Source organism: Staphylococcus pasteuri (genome assembly GCF_003970495.1).
Lineage (GTDB): Bacteria > Bacillota > Bacilli > Staphylococcales > Staphylococcaceae > Staphylococcus > Staphylococcus pasteuri.
On the sequence record NZ_RXWW01000008.1, the window covers coordinates 1 to 20,761 of the forward strand.

Here is a 20,761-nt window from a genome sequence, read left to right on the forward strand (position 1 = left end):
GTATAAGATAATGACAATTACAAACAAATAGTACAAAAAACAATTACAAAATAAACTGATGATTAAAATATAAATCATCAGTTTACTATATCATAATTTAATAGTAGTTAAAAGTTATATAAATCGGATATCACTAGGTTTGAATAACTGTATTAGTTCCCTCATATTTTCAGAATTTTTATTAATAAATCCTATACGTGACATTCGCTTAGATTCATCATCATATGCTTGTACTTCAATAGTTTGTTTTGTCTTTTCTTGGTCAATATATTGTTCAAATCCTTTTGCTTGTTCAATATGTCTTACGATAATTTGATTTGAATGTGTGAGTTTATGTGTCTCAAACGCTTCTTCACTGTATATGTCATTAATAATAAGCTGATTCTTACCATTTCTTTTATCAAATTTCCCTTGTATGACATAAATGTGTTCTTCTGACAACTCAAGTTCATATTTTTTAAATTGATCTGGGAAGATAACTCCATCCATCAAATGTAGACCATCATTTAATGTCACAAAAGCCATATTTTGCCCATTTTTTGTTCTGATACGCTTAATTTGATCAAATTGCACTAATATAGGATGGTAATTTTGAGCGTTATTCAATCTGTAAATAGTTAAATATTGCTTTTTATTAAATTCTTTTTCTACTGGATGTTTCGAAATATAAAAACCTAAATATTCTTTCTCATATTCGCTGATTAGTTTGTCTGGTAATTCATCTTTTTCTTCATAATCTTGTTTAGGCGTGAAGAAATCAAATAACATATCATCTTGTTCAATATCAGTAACTTGATCAATAACTTGGTCAATGGACTGTAATAACGTAGCACGGTTTTTACCAAATGTGTCAAACGCACCTACTAAAATCAATGACTCTAATAATTTCCTAGTTTTGACTCGTTTAGGTAATCTTCTGGCAAAATCAAAGAAATCTTTAAATTCACCGTTTTGATATCGTTCGTCAACAATAAGTTTAACGCTTTGATATCCAACACCTTTAATAGCACCTAACGATAAATAAATTCCGTCAGATGTTGCTTTATAGAACCAATGACTTTCATTGATATTAGGAGGCAATATCTTAATATTTTGATGCTTCGCTTCATCAATCATTGCTGACGTTTTTTTCTCACTACCAATAACATTACTCAATATATTAGCGTAAAAGTAATTTGGATAATGAACTTTTAGATAACTCATAATATATGCAATTTTAGAGTAACTAACGGCATGTGCTCTTGGGAAACCATAGTCAGCAAATTTCAATATTAAATCGAATATTTGTTTACTCATATATTCGTCATACCCATTTTGTAACGCACCGTCAACAAAGTGTTGTCTTTCACTTTCTAGCACTGCTCTATTTTTCTTACTCATAGCACGTCTTAAAATATCTGCTTCGCCATAACTGAAGTTTGCGAACTTACTTGCTATTTGCATTATTTGTTCTTGATAAATGATTACGCCATAAGTATTTTTTAAAATGGGTGCTAAATCTTCATGTAGATACTGAACTTTAGAAGGATCATGTCTGCGTGTAATGTATGTAGGGATCTCTTCCATCGGCCCAGGTCTATATAATGATGTGACGGCAACAATGTCTTCGAAATGTTCGGGCTTCAATTTTTTCAATACACTTCTAACACCATCAGATTCTAATTGGAAAATACCTGTCGTATCACCTTGGGATAATAATTCAAACACTTTATTATCATTAAATGGAATTTGTTCAATATCTATATCAATGTTCAAATCTTTTTTCACTTGGTTCACAATTTGATGTATAATTGATAGATTTCTAAGTCCTAAAAAGTCGATTTTCAATAGACCAATACGTTCTGCCTCAGTCATTGTCCATTGTGTAAGCAATCCAGTATCCCCTAATGTCAATGGCGCATATTCATAAAGTGCGTGATCATTAATAATAATACCTGCTGCATGAGTTGAGGTATGACGTGGGAGTCCTTCTAATTTTTTACACAAATCAAACCAACGTTCATGTCGATAATTTCTATGAACGAATTGTTTAAAATCGTCATTTTGATATGCTTCATCTAAAGTTATCCCTAATTTATATGGAATGAGTTTAGAAATTTCATTTAATGTTATTTCATCAAATCCCATAATACGGCCTACATCTCTAGCCACAGCTCTAGCTAATAAATGTCCAAATGTCACTATTCCAGAAACATGAAGTTGACCATATTTTTCTTGGACGTATTGAATAACTTTTTCACGTCTTGTATCTTCAAAGTCAATATCAATATCAGGCATTGTTACACGTTCAGGATTTAAAAATCTTTCAAAAAGTAAATTGAATTTTATTGGGTCAATTGTAGTAATTCCTAATAAATAACTTACTAGTGAACCAGCAGATGAACCACGACCAGGTCCAACCATTACATTATGTGTTTTAGCATAATGAATTAAGTCACTTACAATAAGGAAGTAATCTTCAAATCCCATATTCGTAATAATGGCATATTCGTGTTTTAATCTGTCTATATAATGAGGATGATTAAGATTCCAATTTTTTAGTTGTTCTTCTAACTTCATCCATAGATATTTTTTTGAAGTTTCACCATTAGGTGTTTCAAATTGCGGTAGTAGTGATTGGTGATAATTGAGTTCTGCAGTACATAATTGAGCTATTTCATCAGTTTTTCTAAAAATGGATGTATCTAAACCAAGATTATGTATTTCTTCCGAAGTGTAAAAATGCTCGTCAAAATCTTCCTGTTCCCCTACTAAATCAAGCTTACTATTATCTTTAATTGCTTGTAATGCAGTTATTGTATCTGCATCTTCTTTATTTAAATAACGTGCAGTATTTAACCATACACACTCTCTATTGTTTATTTGGACTGAATTTTGATTTATGTAAACATGTTGCTTAAAATCAAAAGACTCAATTAATTGTTGATGTTGTTCTTCTGCATTTTTAAAAATAATAATTAAATTTGCTTCGTATCGTTTTAACCAATCAATTGAAATATCTACTTTCTCTTTCATTTTTATCGCTGAAGATAATTGATATAAATCTTTTAAACCATCATTATTTTGAGCTAATAATACTGTTTCTATTTGATATAAACCATCAGTTAATAATACAGTCATCCCAAATACAGGATGAATACCCGCTTCGATACAAGCATCATAAAACTTAGGATAGCCATACAAAACATTTGTATCTGTAATTGCAAGTGTATCTACACCTTCTCTTTTGGCCTTTTCAACTGCGTCTGTAATTTTCAAACTGGAGTTTAATAAATCATAGGCCGTATGAATATTTAAATATGCAACCATGTTTGTATGACTCCTTTCTTTAAGTGATTGTACTTATAATTTTTGACGTAAAGCTTTGGCTAGCAAATCAAATTCTTCCCAACTATAAACAGAAACGCCAGAAGCATTAGGATGGCCTCCACCGCCAAAATCACTGGCAACATCATTTATGACAAATTGTCCTTTAGAACGTAGACGACAACGAATTTGATCTCCTTCATCTACACCGAACATCCAGATTTTAAGACCACGGATATCAGCAATGGTATTGACGAACTGTGACGCTTCATTAGATTTAATATTAAACTGTTCTAAAACATCTTTAGTTATACGCACTTGACAATAGCCATCTTCAAATAACTCAAAGTTTTGTAAAACATAACCTTGGAATGGCATTAATCTAGGGTCTTTTTCAGACATTTTATTAAGCTCAGCATTATGATCAAATGGGAATCCAATTAGTCTTCCAGCAATTTCCATTGTGTGTTGTGTCGTATTATTAAATAAGAATCTTCCTGTATCCCCTACAATACCTAAATGAAGCACACGTGCAACGTCCGCATTGATGATGCTTTCGTCATTAAAGTGCAGGATCATATCATAAATAATCTCACTTGTAGAAGACGCATTAGTATTTACTAAATTAATTTCTCCATATTGATCAACAGCAGGGTGATGATCAATTTTTAACACTCTCGCACCTAATGCATATCGTTGATCATCAATACGAGGCGCATTGGCTGTATCACAAACAATTACAAGTGCATCTTGATAAGTTTCATCTTCAACTTGATCAAATGTTCCAATAAAATTAAGTGACTCTTCTGCTTCACCTACTGCATAAATTTCTTTATCAGGAAATTTAAGTTTTAAATAATATTTCAAACCTAATTGAGAACCGTATGCGTCTGGATCTGGTCTCACATGTCTGTGTATGATAACTTTGTCTGTTGATTCTATTTCTTTCATAATATCATTCATTAGTATTTCCATTTATATTGACCCCTCTTTTATATCATTGATTAATATCCTTCAAACATTTGACAAATGACTGATGCATTAGCAACTTTTTCATTTTGACAAAACATTGTAACTTCTAATTTAGCAAAATATCTTCCCACATCTAGCATTTCGTACTCAACATCGATACCAGTTTCAATTGGCACAGTTTTTAAATAAATAATATTCAAACTTTCAATCATGACATTGCCTTTTTTATACTTTCTCATTTCATGACGTAAAGTTTCTTCTATAATACCGACAAATACGGCTTTACTTAGTGTGCCATAATGATTAGTTAATAGCGGCGACACATCCGTCTGAATACTGTCATGGTTAATTGTAATATGTTTCGCAATTTGATCGTTAATCGTCTCACCAATTTGAGGTTGTCGTCCTAATAATTGCATAGATTTTAAAACATCTTGCCTATTTATAACACCAACTGCTTTTTTATTATTATCTGTAACTGGTAAGAGTTCAATACCTTCCCAAATTAATAAGTGTGCACAACTAGCCACAGTATTTGATAACTTAACACTAATTGGATTTTTAGTCATAACGTCTTCAATTAAATCATTTTCATTCATATTTATCATTTCTCTACTAGTGACAATACCAACTAGTTTATAATCATTATTCACAACTGGAAAACGTGTATGTCCTGTTTCATTTGCAATTTGTTTATAGTCTTGTAAAGTCATAGAGTTCATTAAAACTGAAAGCTCATTAATAGGCTTAACAATATCTTCAACTACTAAGATTTCTTTACGAATTTTTTGATTAAACATCGCACGGTTAATAATATTTGCAACTAAAAATGTATCGTAGCTAGAAGAAAGAATAGGTAAATCATGTTCGTCAGCATATTTTATCACTTCTTTACTTGGATAAAATCCACCAGTAATTAATATTGCTGTTCCTCTTTTCATCACTTCAAGCTGAACTTGTTCACGGTTTCCAATAATGAGTAATGTTTGTGGACCAATATATCTTAATATGTCCTTTAACTCCATAGCACCAATTGCAAAATTTGAGACTGTTTTATTAACACCGTTTTTACCTGCAATAATTTGACCTTCAATAATATTAGCAATTTCATTAAATGTTAAATTATCAATTTCATCACGATTTCGCTTTTCAATTCTAACTGTACCAACTCTATCTATTGTTGTTACTAAACCAAGTTGGCCCGCATCTTTAATAGCTCTATAAGCTGTACCCTCTGAAACAGTTAAATCTTTCGCTATTTTTCTTACTGAAATTTTCGAACCGATTGCTAGCGATTCAATGTGTTTTAAAATTTGTTCATGTTTAGTCATAACGTTACCTCTTCTTAGAACAATGTTATGCTTATTATAACTTTTTAACGAGAAAAAATCATTGAAGCGCACTTTCGAATTTATAAAACTTCTATTATAAATTAACATCTTTTGTGAAAAGATAATTTTATTAAAATTACTTTTAATTTAAATGGAAATATTCCCCTATTTTTATTAGAATGGAGATAAGGAGGGATAGACTTATGTATAAAAATATATTATTAGGTGTAGATACTCATATTAAAAATGAAAAAGCTTTAGAAGCTGTTTCTAAACTTGCAGGTGATGATACTGTTGTAACTATTTTAAATGCCATCAATGAACAAGATGCTCAAGCGTCAATTAAAGCTGGTGTGCATTTGGATAAAATCACTGAAGAACGTAGCAAACGTTTAGAAAAAACACGTCACATTTTAGAAGATTATGGTATTGATTATGATCAAATCATTGTGCGTGGTAATGCAAAAGAAGAACTAGTAAAACATGCTAACAGTGGTAAGTATGACATTGTTGTCGTTAGTAACCGCAAAGCAGAAGAAAAGAAAAAATTTGTACTTGGTAGCGTAAGTCACAAAGTTGCTAAACGTGCAACTGTCCCAGTACTTATCGTTAAATAACATGTATTAATTTGCTAATATTTATTTCAATATAAATGCGTAGTTAATAACGTCATACTATAAAACATCCTTGGCATTCATACCAAGGATGTTTTTATATCTATAATTAAAATTGAACTTCTTGACCAGGTTCTAATATTTGAACTTCACCAACATTTACAGCGTCTTTAAATTGTTGAGGATCTTGTTCAATTAATGGGAAAGTATTGTAGTGTACAGGAACTGAGATACTTGGTTTAATAAATTCATTAACTGCATATGCTGCATCATCTATACCCATAGTAAAGTTGTCACCGATTGGAACGAAACATACATCAACTGGATGACGTTTAGCTATTAATTCCATATCGCTGAATAATCCTGTGTCACCAGTATGATAAATTGTTTTACCTTCTGTTTCAATAACAATACCCATTGGCATACCAAGATATACTGGAATACCATTTTCATGTGTATAACTAGAACTATGGAATGCTTGAACATATTTAACGCTACCGAAATCTAATTCAGCTTTACCGCCAATGTTCATTCCACGTACATTTTCGACACCATAATAAGTAGATAAATATCCAGCTATTTCTGCACTACCTATCACTGTAGCGTGATTTCTATTAGCTAATTCTACAACATCGCCAAAATGATCTTCGTGACCATGCGTTAAAATAATATAATCAACTGCTAATCTTTGTTCATCTAAATCACATTTATCATTACCTGAGATAAATGGATCTACGATTACTTTCTTACCGTTGCCTTCAAAATAAATTGTTGATTGACCATGAAATGATAGTTTCATTATTATAGCCCTCCTAAATAATTATGTATTTACTATACCCTAACTCACCATTTTTATAACACGTTTGGTATTTAATAATATGAAACTTTGAAATATATGATTATTTGGAATAAAATTAACTTAATCTGGTATAGGAGGTTAATTTCATGTCAAAAATTAATGACATCGTCAATTATTTACAAAAAGAGAATGTAGATGCTGCATGGATTACTACACCTTTAAATATATATTACTTTACTGGTTACCGTAGTGAACCACATGAAAGATTATTTGCACTGTTAATTCAATCAAATGGAGAAACTGTTTTATTTTGCCCTAAAATGGAAGTTGAAGAAGTTAAACAGTCACCTTATGAAGGAAAAATTATAGGCTATTTAGATACAGAAAATCCGTTTGATTTATACCAAAAATCATTTAAACAAATACTTATAGAAAGTGAACATTTAACAGTAAAACGTCAACGTGAATTGACGAATGCATTTCAAATAGAGCATTATGGCGATATAGATCAAGTTATTAAAGATTTAAGAAATATTAAATCTATTGATGAAATTAAGAAAATAAAACATGCTGCTAATCTTGCGGACAAATGTATTGAAATAGGTGTCGCTTATTTAAAAGAAGGCATTAGCGAAAGAGAAGTCGTTAACCATATTGAAAACGAAATTAAGAAATATGGTGTAAATGAGATGAGTTTCGATACTATGGTTTTATTTGGTGATCATGCCGCATCACCTCATGGTGTACCTGGTAATCGTAAACTGCAAAAGAATGAACTTGTTCTTTTCGATTTAGGCGTTATTTATGAGCATTATTGTAGTGATATGACTAGAACGGTACAATTTGGAACACCTTCTAAAGAAGCTTTAGATATATACAACATTGTATTAGATGCAGAGGAATCTGCGATATCTGCAATTCGTCCAGGCGTTAAATTAAAAGATATAGATAAAATCGCTAGAGATATTATTGATAATGCAGGTTATGGACAGTACTTCCCTCATCGTCTTGGACATGGTTTAGGACTTGAAGAACATGAATATCAAGATGTTTCTAGTACTAATGATAATATTTTAGAAGCGGGTATGGTGATTACTATTGAACCTGGTATTTATGTTCCGGGTGTAGCCGGTGTGCGTATCGAAGATGATATTTTAGTTACTGAAAATGGTTGTGAAATTTTAACGCATTACACAAAATAATTATTGTTCACAATAACAATAATAATCCCTCAAATGATTCTCCATTTGAGGGATTATTTATATATCATTTTTATTTAATTATAAATTATGATTTTAATGCATCTTCTACAGAAGTATAAGGCATATCAAACGCTTCTGCTACACCTTGATGTGTAACATGACCTTTATATGTGTTTAAACCTAATGATAATGCATGATTTGATTTAAATGCTTCTTTATAGCCTTTATTAGCTAATGTTTGAGCAAACGGTAATGTTGCATTATTAAGTGCTAAAGTTGATGTTCGAGGTACTGCCCCTGGCATATTGGCAACAGCATAGTGAACAACACCATGTTTAATATAAGTCGGATCATCGTGAGTTGAGATTTTATCAGTTGTTTCAAAAATTCCGCCTTGGTCGATTGCAATATCAACGATCACTGAACCATTTTTCATTTCTTTAATCATATCTTCAGTTACAAGATTAGGTGCTTTAGCTCCTGGAATTAATACTGCACCAATCACTAAATCACTTTCCTTAACATATGTTTCAATATTTAAAGGATTAGACATAATAGTATGAATTCTACCATTAAATTGATCGTCTAATTCTTGTAATCTTTTAGGATTCACATCTAAAACAGTGACATCTGCACCTAAACCTAATGCTATTTTAGCAGCATTTGTGCCAGCTTGACCGCCACCGATAATTGTTACTTTTCCTTTAGGAACACCTGGTACGCCACCAAGTAAAATTCCCATACCACCATTAAATTTTTGTAAGAATTCAGCGCCAATTTGAGTTGCCATTCTTCCAGCAACTTCACTCATTGGACTTAATAAAGGTAATGAGCGATCAGGTAATTGTACTGTTTCATACGCAATACCAATCACTTTGTTATCTACAAGCGCTTTTGTTAATTTTTCTTCATTAGCCAAGTGTAGATAAGTGAATAAAATGAGTCCTTCTTTGAAATATTGATATTCTTCTTCTAATGGTTCTTTTACTTTAACAACCATATCAACATCCCAAACTTGAGAAGCCTCTGAAACGATGTCAGCCCCTGCTTCTTTGTAATCTATGTCTTCAAAGTAAGAGCCCATTCCAGCATTTGTTTCAACTAATACAGTGTGTCCTTGTTCAACCAATGCATGTACACCACTTGGTGATAGACTCACTCTGTTTTCATTATTTTTTATCTCTTTAGGAATACCTATTTTCATTCCTCACAACTCCATTATCATATTAACCCTAAACACTACTAAAACTCAAATGAAAGCGCCTACAAAAATACACAAAATTGTTAATTTTTCGAGTTAAAAATTCTGAAAAGTATGTTAAAATAAAATTAAGAAAAGACGAAAGGGGTACTGACTATGATTACTTACAAAAATATTTTAATCGCAGTCGACGGTTCACACGAAGCAGAATGGGCCTTTAACAAAGCAGTTGGGGTTGCTAAACGTAACGACGCAAAACTTACAATTGTTAATGTTATTGACTCTAGAACATATTCTTCTTATGAGGTATATGATGCTCAATTTACTGAAAAATCTAAACACTTCTCTGAAGAATTATTAAAAGGTTACAAAGAAGTTGCAGCAAATGCTGGTGTTACAAACGTTGAAACGCGTTTAGAATTTGGTTCACCTAAAGCGATTATCCCTAAAAAAATTGCACCAGAAGTTGGTGCTGACTTAATTATGAGTGGTACTTCAGGTCTTAATGCAGTTGAACGATTCATCGTTGGTTCTGTTTCTGAAGCTATCGTTAGACACGCACCTTGTGATGTTTTAGTTGTAAGAACAGAAGAAATTCCAAATGACTTCCAACCACAAGTTGCAACTCCACAATTACGTGAAAGATATTCTAATTAATATTAGTTTAGGTTATATAGACTCACCTTTTAATTAAGGTGAGTTTTTTATTTGTTTTATAGTTAAATACGCTGAAAAAGACCATTAGTTAGAAAAAATACCACTATCTAACTTTAGATAGTGGTATTTTTAGTTACACTTAATTTTTTATTTTGACTCAGCATTTTCTGATGATTCTTCTTCTACAGATAAGCCACCATATTTAACTACGTCTCTTGAAATCATAACTTCTTCATCTGTTGGTACAACGAGTACTTTAACAGGTGAATGTGGGTAATTGATTTCGCCTTCTTCACCATGAAGATTTTCATTTTTCTTAGGATCCCAATAAACGCCCATAAACTCTAGTCCTTCTAACACTTTACCACGAATGATATGTGAGTTTTCACCTATACCAGCAGTAAACACAATTACATCTACGCCATGCATTCTTGCTGCATAAGAACCGATATATTTATGGATTTTTGAAGCGAATAAATCTAATGCAACACGTGATCTATGACGTCCATGTTTAGCTTCTTCTGTTAAATCACGTAAGTCACTTGAAGTACCTGTTAATCCTAATAATCCAGACTCTTTATTAAGAATATTTAACACTTCATCAGCATTTTTACCAGTTTTCTCCATAATATATGGAATTAACGCTGGGTCAAGGTTACCTGAACGTGTACCCATAGTTACTCCTGCTAATGGAGTGAATCCCATTGAAGTATCAATTGATTCTCCTCCATCTATCGCAGCAACTGATGCACCATTACCAATATGACATGAAATAATGCGTAAATCTTCAATTGGTTTACCTAAGATTTCTGCTGCACGACGTGAAACATATTTATGACTAGTACCATGGAAACCATATTTACGAATTCCGTAATCTTCATAATAACGATAAGGTAAACTATATAAATAAGCCTGTTCAGGCATAGTTTGGTGGAATGATGTATCGAAAACCGCTACATGTGGTATTTCTGGTAAAAGCTTTCTAAATGCTCTAATACCCATCAAGTTAGCTGGGTTATGCAATGGTGCTAGCTCACTCAATGCCTCAATTTGTTCTTCAACTTCGTCAGTTACTACAGCTGATGAAGGAAATGTTTCGCCACCGTGTACAACTCGATGTCCTGTTCCTTGAATTTCATAGATATCTTGAATAATATTATGTTCTTTGAATTTCGCCAACATAATATCTACCGCTTCTTCATGGTCTTTGATATCTTTGACTTCAGTTAGTTTTTCCCCTTCAACTAAGATTGTAAAAATTGAATCTTTCATACCAATTCTTTCAACAACGCCTTTGGTAACTGTTTTTTCTTCAGGCATTCTAATAAGCTGGAACTTCAAAGAAGAGCTACCAGCATTAATCGCCAAAATTAATTTTGACATAATATTTTGTCCTCCATCGTTTGTTTAATTATATTTTTCATAGTTTATTTTATCATTAACACAGTTTGAATTCTATACTGTTACAGATTATTTTTTTGTATGATTTGTGTCCATCCACTGATTTAATTCAGACATAAAACCTTGGAATTGTTGTGGATTTTTGAAATCAGGAATATTAGCTAAAAATACTTCAACTGGTTTTGTAACACCAGTTTCTTTCTTTTGTAAAATCAATATAGATTTACGAGCTTTCTCATTTTTAAATAATGTTGATGGTAAATTAAGAAATGCTTGCATCTCTGTTTCTGTAGTAATGAATTTTTCTAACTGTTTCACATGTTCTCCTGAAAATAATTCACTTGGAACAACTAAAAATGCATATCCTGCCCCTTTTAATGCATTTACAGCTTGTTCAATAAGTAAATAGTGTGAGTAACTATGTCCCTCTTCGAAACCTAATTTCATTTCTTTACTACGTTCGTCAACTGGATAATATCCAATTGGTAAGTCACCAATAATGATATCTGCTTCTTCTAGTGGTAATGGCATAATAGCGTCTTGTGGGTAAACATCAAACGGGATTTCAAGATAATTTGCTAAATGCACACTAACTCTTGATAATACAGGATCCACTTCTATAAGATGATGCATAATTGTTTTATCGGTTAATACTTCTTTAACAGCCGCACTTAAATGTCCAGCACCACTAGCAATATCGACAACATGCATCTCTTCTTTATTTTGCGTAAATCGTTGTACCAAGAATCCTAAAATAAGTCCAATAGAATATGGTGTGATTTGATGGTTCGCTTGAATATTTTCCTCTTGCATTAAACTTAAATATGCAAATTGGAAAGCTTTTCTTCGATCTTGCAATGTTGCTTGTTCCAACATTTCTCGTTGGCTTGTATAAACGTCTTCCATAGCTAAACCTAGATTTTCTATAAAACTTTGCCCATTTTCTTGATTTAAAGTTTTAGCTTTTTCATCTAAGTGCTGGAATAACTTTTCCATAATCGTATTTTCTTCAGTCATTTTAATTCCCTCTCTATAAAAAGTGCCCATCATTTCGATAGTGAAAATCAATATTTTATCATTTTATCACTTTTAAAAAGATGGGCACTTACTATTCAAATCGGTATCTAAAATTTAATTCTTATAAATTTTTATATGCTTCTAAAGCTTTATCAAAATCTGGGAAGTTTGTTCCTTCACTCACAATTTCTTTATAAACCACTTTATTATCTTGATCTAGTACGAATACAGAACGAGCTAATAATCTCATTCCTTCCATTACTACACCAAAGTTCTCACCAAATGATAAGTCTCTATGGTCGCTTAATGTAACAACATTTTCTAAACCATTAGAAGCGCACCATCTTTTTTGTGCAAATGGTAGGTCAACTGAAATTGTTAATACAACACCATCTTCTTGTGAAGCTTCTTCGTTGAATTTACGAGTTTGTTGGTCACATACACCTGTATCAATTGATGGTACAACACTAATTAATTTTTTCTTATTAGCATAGTCATCTAATGATTTTTGATTTAAATCATTATCTAATACTGTAAAATCAGGTGCAATATCTCCTACATTCACTTGTTGTCCTGATAATGTTACTGGATTGTTACTAAAAGTAATTTCAGTCATTGTTATGACCTCCTATAAATAATTTTCATACATTTATATCATACGATAACAGTAAGACTAAATTCAATTTTAAACTTTTATATTTTTAAAATTTATCCGTGTCATTACGTGTGTTAATTATGAATATCTTATCCCCACTTATTTTATTGAAAATAAAAAAGCAAATCAAAAGATATTTTAATACAATGTGCATTAATACCATCCTTGATTTGCTTTATTATAGTTATTTAATTTGTAAGCAGATGTATAATATAATCATATGCATTTTTAACAATTAAAACTGCTGTAACGATTATAAATAACACTTTTACGTAACCTACGCCTTTACTTATTGCAAATTGGGCTCCAACATATGAACCTACTATCATACTTATCGCCATAATCATTCCATAAAAATAATTTACTTGTCCTAATGACATAAATAATATAAGTGCACCTATGTTCGATGCAAAATTAAGTACTTTAGCATTACCTGCAGCACTTAAAAAATCAAAACCAAACATAAGTAATACAAATAACATAAAAGAGCCTGTGCCACCACCAATAAATCCATCATAAAAACCAATGATGAGATAAGCAATAACAAACATAGTTGCTTTTATAGGTGTAAAAGAAGTAAAGGTACGTACTGATCCCCAGTCCTTTTTAACAAGCGTATATATAAATACCAATGACAAAGCGACTATGATTAATGGTTTTAGCAATTGTGCAGGAAGCATTGTTGCTAAATATGCCCCGCCCACTGAAGCCACAAGTACAAAAGGAAATAATTTCGCAACAATCTTTAAATCTACATTGCCTGACCTAACGAATTTAATTGTACTCGTTAATGTTCCAAAAGAACTAGCTAATTTATTTGTACCTAATGCAACTGCAGGTGGCAGCCCTATTGCTAATAGTGCAGGGGTTGAAATTAAACCTCCACCGCCTACAACCGAATCAATAAATGCAGCTAAAAAGCCAAATAAAACTATGATTAATATAACGTATACATCCCATCCCATGACATGACCCCTTTACGCTAATCTATTAAAATAAATCTTCAATTAAAGCATCAGTTGTTTTATCTTTTTCAGATTTATAATTTTTATCTATAGTTATCGTTTCAATATTTTCAACTGCTTCGTCAACCATATCATCGAAATTAAATACACTTTCATATTCTACAACTTTATCAAAATCAGGTTCTGTAACAGGATTTTTAGGTGTGAAAATCGTACAACAATCTTCATATGGTTGTATAGACACCTCAAACGTACCAATGTCTTTTGCTTTTTTAACAATGTCTTCTTTATCAAGTGTTAACAATGGTCGTAACACCGGTGTTGACGTAACATGGTTTATGGCATACATACTATTTAATGTTTGACTAGCCACTTGACCTAAGTTTTCACCGTTTACAATACCCAACGCACCAATTTTATGAACTAATTGATCAGCCACTCTCATCATCAAACGTCTTGTAGATGTCATTGTATATCTTGGATGAACTGATTTATTAATTTGCTTCTGTAATTCAGTAAAAGGTACAATATGCAACTTAATTGGACCCACACGTTCTGATAAAATACGTGTTAATTCAATGACTTTTTCCTTAGCCTTTTCACTTGTGAATGGTGGACTATGGAAATGAATGGCTTCAATAGTTACGCCACGTTTCATAACTTCCATACCAGCAACAGGTGAATCTATACCTCCTGATAGCATCAATAACGTCTTACCACCAGTACCTACAGGTAAACCACCTGATCCTTGTATAACATCTACATATAAATAAATCGCATCTAATCGAACTTCTACTCGAATTTCATGTTGTGGACGTTTAACATCTACTGTTAAACCTTCAACATTTTTTAATACTTCGCCACCAATTTCACGTTGTAATTCATAAGTGTCTTTGTGGTACGATTTATCAGATCTTTTGACGTCAATTTTAAATGTAGAACCTTTTTCAAATGATTGTGCTAAACGAACAGCTACTTCAGCAATTGCTTGATCATTTTTTTCTGTTTTTAATACTGGACTGATTGATTTGATACCATATACTTTTGATAAACGGTCAATGATTTCATCAATATCAGCTTCATCTGATAATTCAATATACATACGGTCTCTTTTACCTTTGATATGAAATCCTTCTAGAGGTTTTAACGCTCTAGTCACATTGGTTTTTAATTGGTTAACAAACTTTTTACGGTTAGAACCTTTAAGCGTTAACTCACCATATCTTACGATTAAATGGTCGTATTTCATTATTTCAACAACTCCTTGATTTCTTTATATATTAGTTCAAATTTTTCTTTAAATGTATCAATATCAGCTTGTGTGGTAGTTTGGCCCATTGATAATCGGATACTGCCTTCGATTTGTTTTTCCGGTATTCCCATAGCTAATAATACTTCATTCAGTTTTCCTCTTTTAGAGGAACATGCACTCGTAGTAGAAACCATTATATCTTGTTTAGAAAATGCATTAACTAATACTTCACCTTTTACACCAGGGAAACCTATATTAATGATTTGTGGCGCTGCATCTTCTGGAGAATTTATTTTCACACCATGATATGTTTCAACCATTTCTCTTATTTGTTGTTGATAAGAAGATAATGTTTGGTTTAATTGTTCAGTTTGTTGAACAGCTTGATTGATTGCTTTAACCATTGATACTGCTATCGGTAAATTGACTGTGCCGCTACGAACACCAAATTCTTGTCCACCGCCATGAATAATTGGTTCGAGATTATGAGCTGTTCTAGTAATTAATAAACCTTGCCCTTTAAGTCCGTTAAATTTGTGCCCACTTAAACTTAAACTATCAATTCCGTCTATATTTAACGGGATTTTTCCTAGTGCTTGTACGGCATCAACGTGAAAATGAGCTTTCGGATATTCTTTTAATATGTTTACAATTTGTTTAATAGGTTGAATTTGTCCCATAATATTATTCACATACATACATGTTACAAGCCCTACACGATCATTCATCAATGCTTTGAAATGTTCAATATCTATTTGTCCATTAGGTTTAACATTGACATATTTTAATATGAATCCTTCTTTTTCAGCTAAATATCTTACAACTTCTAATACAGAAGGATGCTCTAATACTGACGTGATAATTTCATTAGCAGTATCTTTTTTACGATAAGCTATACCTTTCAAAGCCATATTGTTCGATTCAGTTGCACCACTTGTGAAAATAATATCATATAAATGATTTAATTTAAGTGCTTGATTGATTTGCTCTTTTGCTTGTTGTAATAGTTTTTCAGCTTGAAGACCTGCTTGATGAGGACTATTGGGATTGAAATAAAGTGATTCATTAACTTTCACAAAAGAATTCATTACACTTGAATCAACTTTTGTAGTAGCTGCATTATCTAAATAAATCATTGATAACACTTCTCTTTCTTGAAAATTTTTAAGTTTAATCTAAACATTTAGGATAATCATTTCTATTTTTTATAGCGTTTTATCTCGTTTATTTATATTAATAATTATTATGTATTATTGAGGTATTTTACCATTTAATATTCTAAATAAGCATACTCAAGCATTATACTATTTTTTTATAAAAATAAAAGACATGACTTCCAATTATATGGAAATCATGTCTCTATTAATTAATATCAATTATTCTTTAATTACTTGTTCTTCAATATGCTTAGTAATTCCTGGTTCTACACTTTCAAGTGCTTGTTCTGAAATTTCGATTGAACGTTTGTAACGGTTGTTTTTAAATAAACGTTCCGCTTCGTTTAAGCTTTTATCAATGCTTTGGTAATCTTTACGATATCTATTACCGTATTGGATTAGTTTTTCAGCGTAAACTGCATTAACTAATACATCATTAGCTTCATCTTCAAATGTGTTCATCTGAATAACAATTTTAGCAACTTTGTCTTTTAATTGTTTTACATGTATTGGTCTATCACTAAATTGTTCATCTACTTCACGAACTTCATAATCTATTTCATTTTTCATAATAATGAATCTTTCCGGAACACTTGGCAAGTTAGAAGCAAGTAATCGGCGATAAACTTCTTCTTTTTTAGATTGTACGCGAATTAAATTATCTTCAGCTTCTGCTTCATCTTCACGTAATTGAATTAAATGATTTTGTAGTTTATCTTGTTTTTCATTAATAACGCTCACGTGATCTTCTAGATATTGTAAATTATCTTGTACTTCACTATAGCGAACTGCAGATTTAGACATTTCTTTAAGAATTTCATCATATACAGAGATAAGATTTTGAATTTCATTTTCAAATTGTCTTACGCTTTGAACATCTGATTCATTAATATAATAATTTTCACGAACATATTCAATTTCTGTTTTCAATGTATAATTCATGTCTTTGGCTTTAAATAAATCATCAGTGATAACATCTTTAGTTTCTTCTACTTCATTTTTAGCCTTAACTTCATGTTCAATTAAATCATACATTTCATCTAATTTATCATTGATATATTCAAGTTTATCATTTGCTTCGTTTAATTCTAATCTACTAATCATAGGTTCAACAAAACTTAATTCTGTTTTCAAGCTTTGAACTGTTCCATCAACTTTGACATGGTCTAAATCGTATCCTTCTACTTTTAGATCTCTGCAACCATATTTCAAGTCTTGGAATTGACCAGGTAATTCTTTTTGTGCTTCACGGATTAATTCTGGAATTTCTTCCATATATTCTTTTAAACTTTGCATCTCTTCATGTAATGATGAAATATGATTGTGTGCTTGCACATAATTGCCATCAGCTTTTAATACTTCATATTGAGATAATTTAGGTTCAAAATTTTCAATTTCTGTTTCCAATGGATTTGCAGCTTCACCATATTGATGACGATTAGCTAAAATATCCCTTTTCATTTCACGATGATCAACTTTGCACTTTTCATATAACGATTCATTATCTTTATGTAGTGCTAAAATCTCATCTACTTGTGAAACTTGGTTATTATAACTAGCTTCATATTGATCCATTAATTCGTGAGCATCATCGATTTCAGCTTGAGCACCTGAAAAATTAAACTTATCTAATAACTCCTCAGCATTGTGAATTTTTTCCTCAACAGGAGCTAAGTAATTATTAGTATTTTCTAAGTTGTCTTTTTTCATTGCGTCGTATTTAGTTTTAGTTTCACCTTTCAAATTTAAGCTTGATAATTTTTTAATGTTTTGGTCAAAAGGTAGAGTTTCAATTTCAACTTTACGTTCTTCAGCCTTTTCAATGAGCTGTCGTTTGTTCGAGCGCAAATAAAACATTATACCTACAGCAATCAGTATAATAACAATTATTGCTAAAATGATATATAACACCATATGTACTTCTCCTCCTATGTTATCATTCATTATTATAACGTAATTTATCGTTTCATTAAATCAGAAAATGTATTTATTGATAGAATATTTTAAACACCTTATACTATTGTAAAATATTATTTAAGGGGACAGGTTATGATAGACATTAAAAATACAAATTATGACTTATTACAAAAACAGCTCTCTAGTCTAATAGAAGATGAAACTAATTTAATTGCTATATTAAGTAATGCCTCTGCGCTTATTAATGACAATATGGATAAAATTAATTGGGTCGGCTTCTATTTAATAGAGGAAAACGAACTTATCTTAGGTCCTTTTCAAGGTCATCCTGCTTGTGTCCACATTCAAATCGGAAAAGGTGTATGCGGAACTGCAGTCTCTACTAATGAAACACAAGTTGTGAAAGATGTCCATCAATTTCCAGGTCACATTGCTTGTGATGCAAATAGTAATTCAGAAATTGTTGTACCAATTCATAAGGATGGCAAAATTATAGGCGTTTTAGATATTGATGCGCCAATAAAAAATAGATTTAATGATCAAGATAGAATAGGATTGGAAAAAATCGTTTCGATTATAGAAAATCAAATATAACTAATTTAGTATAAAAGTATTGACTCTTTTATATAAACTGGTACAATGAAATTTGTGTGAATTAACGAAAATAGCAGTTGTATATTATTGAGCGCTATGTTGTTCCCAATGTGGACGTGTCGTGTAACTGTCGCTATAAGGTGAAGACACATAAAACAACATATCTTAATAAGCATATAACACTCTTTTTTGTTTATTCATAACAACAAAAAAGAAAAAGGAGGAGTCTTATTATGGCTCGATTCAGAGGTTCAAACTGGAAAAAATCTCGTCGCTTAGGTATTTCATTAAGCGGTACAGGTAAAGAATTAGAAAAACGTCCTTACGCACCAGGACAACATGGTCCAAACCAACGTAAAAAATTATCAGAATATGGTTTACAATTACGTGAAAAACAAAAATTACGTTATTTATATGGAATGACAGAACGTCAATTCCGTAACACTTTTGACATCGCTGCTAAACAATACGGTGTACACGGTGAAAACTTCATGATTTTACTTGCAAGTCGTTTAGACGCAGTAGTTTATTCATTAGGTTTAGCACGTACTCGTCGTCAAGCACGTCAATTAGTTAACCATGGTCACATTGAAGTTGATGGCCGTCGCGTAGACATCCCATCATATTCATTAAAACCTGGTCAAGAAATCAGCGTTCGTGAAAAATCACAAAAATTAGATATCATTACTGAGTCTGTTGAAATCAACAACTTCGTACCTGAATATTTAAACTTTGATGCTGACAACTTAAAAGGAACTTTCGTTCGTTTCCCTGAACGTAGCGAGTTACCAGCTGAAATCAATGAACAATTAATCGTTGAGTACTACTCAAGATAATTGGTTTATATTTTCCACCCAATTTCCATTTGGAGATTGGGTGTTTTTTTATATCTTTTAATCTTTAAAAAAGGAGAAACTAACGTTACGTTTGTTTCTCCTCTTCTATTTACAATTTATCTGGTATATCTGTTATAATGCCATCCACTTTTAAGTTGATAAGATGATTTGCATCTTTCGTCTCATTAACTGTATAAGGCATAACCTTTAAATATTCGCTATGTGCTTTGTCCATAAAATGTTTATTTACGAGACTAAAGTTAGGATTTACATAATTGGCTACTTGAGCGATTTCTTTAAAGTTAGGTAACTTATACCAATATTTTTTCTTACTAATTAATACTCCTAATTCATATTCTATTTTCATATCTGAAAGTTTTTTCACACTATTAAAATCAAATGATTGTAAAATCACTTTTTTAGTTGGAACTTTATATTCTTTAAGTTTGTCTACAATCATTGTTTCAATACCTGGGTATTGACTTGGCTTTTTAATTTCAATAAGTAATGTTTTAGAACTATTTGAATGTAATTGTAGCACTTCATCAAATGTGGGAATCTGTACATGATTCGGTTGACCATCATGATTTGATCCGAAATCAAATTGTCTTAACTCATCTAGTGTATAATCTTTTACTTTTCCCTTTCCATTAGAAGTACGATCAATTGTATCATCATGAATTACAACTAGTTTGTTATCTTTAGTATAATGCAAATCAATTTCTAACATATCAATCGGTAAATCTAACGCATGTTGATACCCAATCAATGTATTTTCTGGATAATCTTTAGGTAATCCTCTATGCGCGATTAACTTGAATGATTGGTTTGGTCGTTCAATTGTCATGAGAGTCACCTTTCTTTTAATTTGTTTAGATATATTCT

Annotated in this window: 18 protein-coding genes; 5 read left to right on the plus strand and 13 right to left on the minus strand. The window is 31.4% G+C overall.

Annotation, left to right across the window (positions count from 1 at the left end):
* Positions 1 to 114 precede the first annotated feature (114 nt).
* From CD121_RS00830 to CD121_RS00840, 3 genes are read right to left on the minus strand one after another with little or no spacing between them, the layout of a single operon-like run.
* Entirely contained in the window at positions 115 to 3,309 is a 3,195-nt protein-coding gene (locus CD121_RS00830) for a DNA polymerase III subunit alpha (RefSeq protein ID WP_126567279.1), read from the minus strand.
* A 33-nt stretch (positions 3,310 to 3,342) separates the two neighbouring features.
* On the minus strand, positions 3,343 to 4,281 hold the full coding sequence (locus CD121_RS00835) for a DHH family phosphoesterase (RefSeq protein ID WP_126567280.1): 939 nt from the start codon (positions 4,279 to 4,281) through the stop codon (positions 3,343 to 3,345).
* Between the two features lie 29 nt (positions 4,282 to 4,310).
* Positions 4,311 to 5,609 (minus strand): DRTGG domain-containing protein, encoded by a 1,299-nt coding sequence (locus CD121_RS00840; RefSeq protein WP_017638224.1) that lies wholly within the window; start codon positions 5,607 to 5,609, stop codon positions 4,311 to 4,313.
* A 203-nt stretch (positions 5,610 to 5,812) separates the two neighbouring features.
* Between CD121_RS00840 and CD121_RS00845 the strand changes: the two genes are divergently transcribed.
* Entirely contained in the window at positions 5,813 to 6,226 is a 414-nt protein-coding gene (locus CD121_RS00845; protein WP_017638225.1) for a universal stress protein, read from the plus strand.
* A 106-nt stretch (positions 6,227 to 6,332) separates the two neighbouring features.
* Here CD121_RS00845 and CD121_RS00850 read toward each other — a convergent pair whose 3' ends face one another.
* Entirely contained in the window at positions 6,333 to 7,022 is a 690-nt protein-coding gene (locus tag CD121_RS00850) for a metal-dependent hydrolase (protein WP_126567281.1), read from the minus strand.
* Positions 7,023 to 7,168: 146 nt separating this feature from the next.
* Between CD121_RS00850 and CD121_RS00855 the strand changes: the two genes are divergently transcribed.
* Positions 7,169 to 8,224: a M24 family metallopeptidase gene (locus tag CD121_RS00855; RefSeq protein ID WP_126567282.1), complete on the plus strand. Its 1,056-nt coding sequence runs from the start codon at positions 7,169 to 7,171 to the stop codon at positions 8,222 to 8,224.
* A gap of 85 nt (positions 8,225 to 8,309) precedes the next feature.
* Here the strand turns inward: CD121_RS00855 and ald are convergent, their stop codons facing one another.
* Positions 8,310 to 9,428 (minus strand): alanine dehydrogenase, encoded by a 1,119-nt coding sequence (ald, locus tag CD121_RS00860; protein WP_046466802.1) that lies wholly within the window; start codon positions 9,426 to 9,428, stop codon positions 8,310 to 8,312.
* Between the two features lie 153 nt (positions 9,429 to 9,581).
* On the opposite strand from ald, the gene CD121_RS00865 reads away from it, so the two are divergent.
* Positions 9,582 to 10,082 (plus strand): universal stress protein, encoded by a 501-nt coding sequence (locus CD121_RS00865; RefSeq protein ID WP_017638229.1) that lies wholly within the window; start codon positions 9,582 to 9,584, stop codon positions 10,080 to 10,082.
* Positions 10,083 to 10,229: 147 nt separating this feature from the next.
* Here CD121_RS00865 and CD121_RS00870 read toward each other — a convergent pair whose 3' ends face one another.
* The 7 genes from CD121_RS00870 to ezrA form a co-directional block, all read right to left on the minus strand.
* Complete coding sequence (locus tag CD121_RS00870; protein ID WP_017638230.1) at positions 10,230 to 11,465, minus strand: acetate kinase; 1,236 nt, start codon at positions 11,463 to 11,465, stop codon at positions 10,230 to 10,232.
* Positions 11,466 to 11,552: 87 nt separating this feature from the next.
* Positions 11,553 to 12,500 carry a class I SAM-dependent methyltransferase gene (locus CD121_RS00875; protein ID WP_126567283.1) on the minus strand — a complete coding sequence of 316 codons (948 nt, stop codon included), beginning with the start codon at positions 12,498 to 12,500 and terminating at the stop codon, positions 11,553 to 11,555.
* A gap of 121 nt (positions 12,501 to 12,621) precedes the next feature.
* Entirely contained in the window at positions 12,622 to 13,116 is a 495-nt protein-coding gene (tpx, locus tag CD121_RS00880; protein ID WP_029055664.1) for a thiol peroxidase, read from the minus strand.
* A 227-nt stretch (positions 13,117 to 13,343) separates the two neighbouring features.
* Positions 13,344 to 14,120: a TSUP family transporter gene (locus tag CD121_RS00885; RefSeq protein ID WP_017638233.1), complete on the minus strand. Its 777-nt coding sequence runs from the start codon at positions 14,118 to 14,120 to the stop codon at positions 13,344 to 13,346.
* Between the two features lie 25 nt (positions 14,121 to 14,145).
* Positions 14,146 to 15,369 carry a tRNA uracil 4-sulfurtransferase ThiI gene (thiI, locus tag CD121_RS00890; protein ID WP_117238964.1) on the minus strand — a complete coding sequence of 408 codons (1,224 nt, stop codon included), beginning with the start codon at positions 15,367 to 15,369 and terminating at the stop codon, positions 14,146 to 14,148.
* Positions 15,369 to 16,508, minus strand: a complete 1,140-nt coding sequence (locus CD121_RS00895; RefSeq protein WP_126567284.1) for a cysteine desulfurase family protein — start codon at positions 16,506 to 16,508, stop codon at positions 15,369 to 15,371. The genes thiI and CD121_RS00895 overlap by 1 nt, the downstream gene beginning before the upstream one ends.
* A 240-nt stretch (positions 16,509 to 16,748) precedes the next feature.
* Entirely contained in the window at positions 16,749 to 18,443 is a 1,695-nt protein-coding gene (gene ezrA, locus CD121_RS00900; protein ID WP_126567285.1) for a septation ring formation regulator EzrA, read from the minus strand.
* Between the two features lie 135 nt (positions 18,444 to 18,578).
* Here ezrA and msrC point away from each other — a divergent pair, with 135 nt between their 5' ends.
* Complete coding sequence (gene msrC / locus CD121_RS00905) at positions 18,579 to 19,040, plus strand: free L-methionine (R)-S-oxide reductase MsrC (protein WP_029055661.1); 462 nt, start codon at positions 18,579 to 18,581, stop codon at positions 19,038 to 19,040.
* Between the two features lie 233 nt (positions 19,041 to 19,273).
* Positions 19,274 to 19,876 (plus strand): 30S ribosomal protein S4, encoded by a 603-nt coding sequence (gene rpsD, locus CD121_RS00915; protein WP_017638238.1) that lies wholly within the window; start codon positions 19,274 to 19,276, stop codon positions 19,874 to 19,876.
* A gap of 109 nt (positions 19,877 to 19,985) precedes the next feature.
* Here the strand turns inward: rpsD and CD121_RS00920 are convergent, their stop codons facing one another.
* Entirely contained in the window at positions 19,986 to 20,723 is a 738-nt protein-coding gene (locus CD121_RS00920) for a glycerophosphodiester phosphodiesterase (protein ID WP_029055660.1), read from the minus strand.
* Positions 20,724 to 20,761 lie beyond the last annotated feature (38 nt).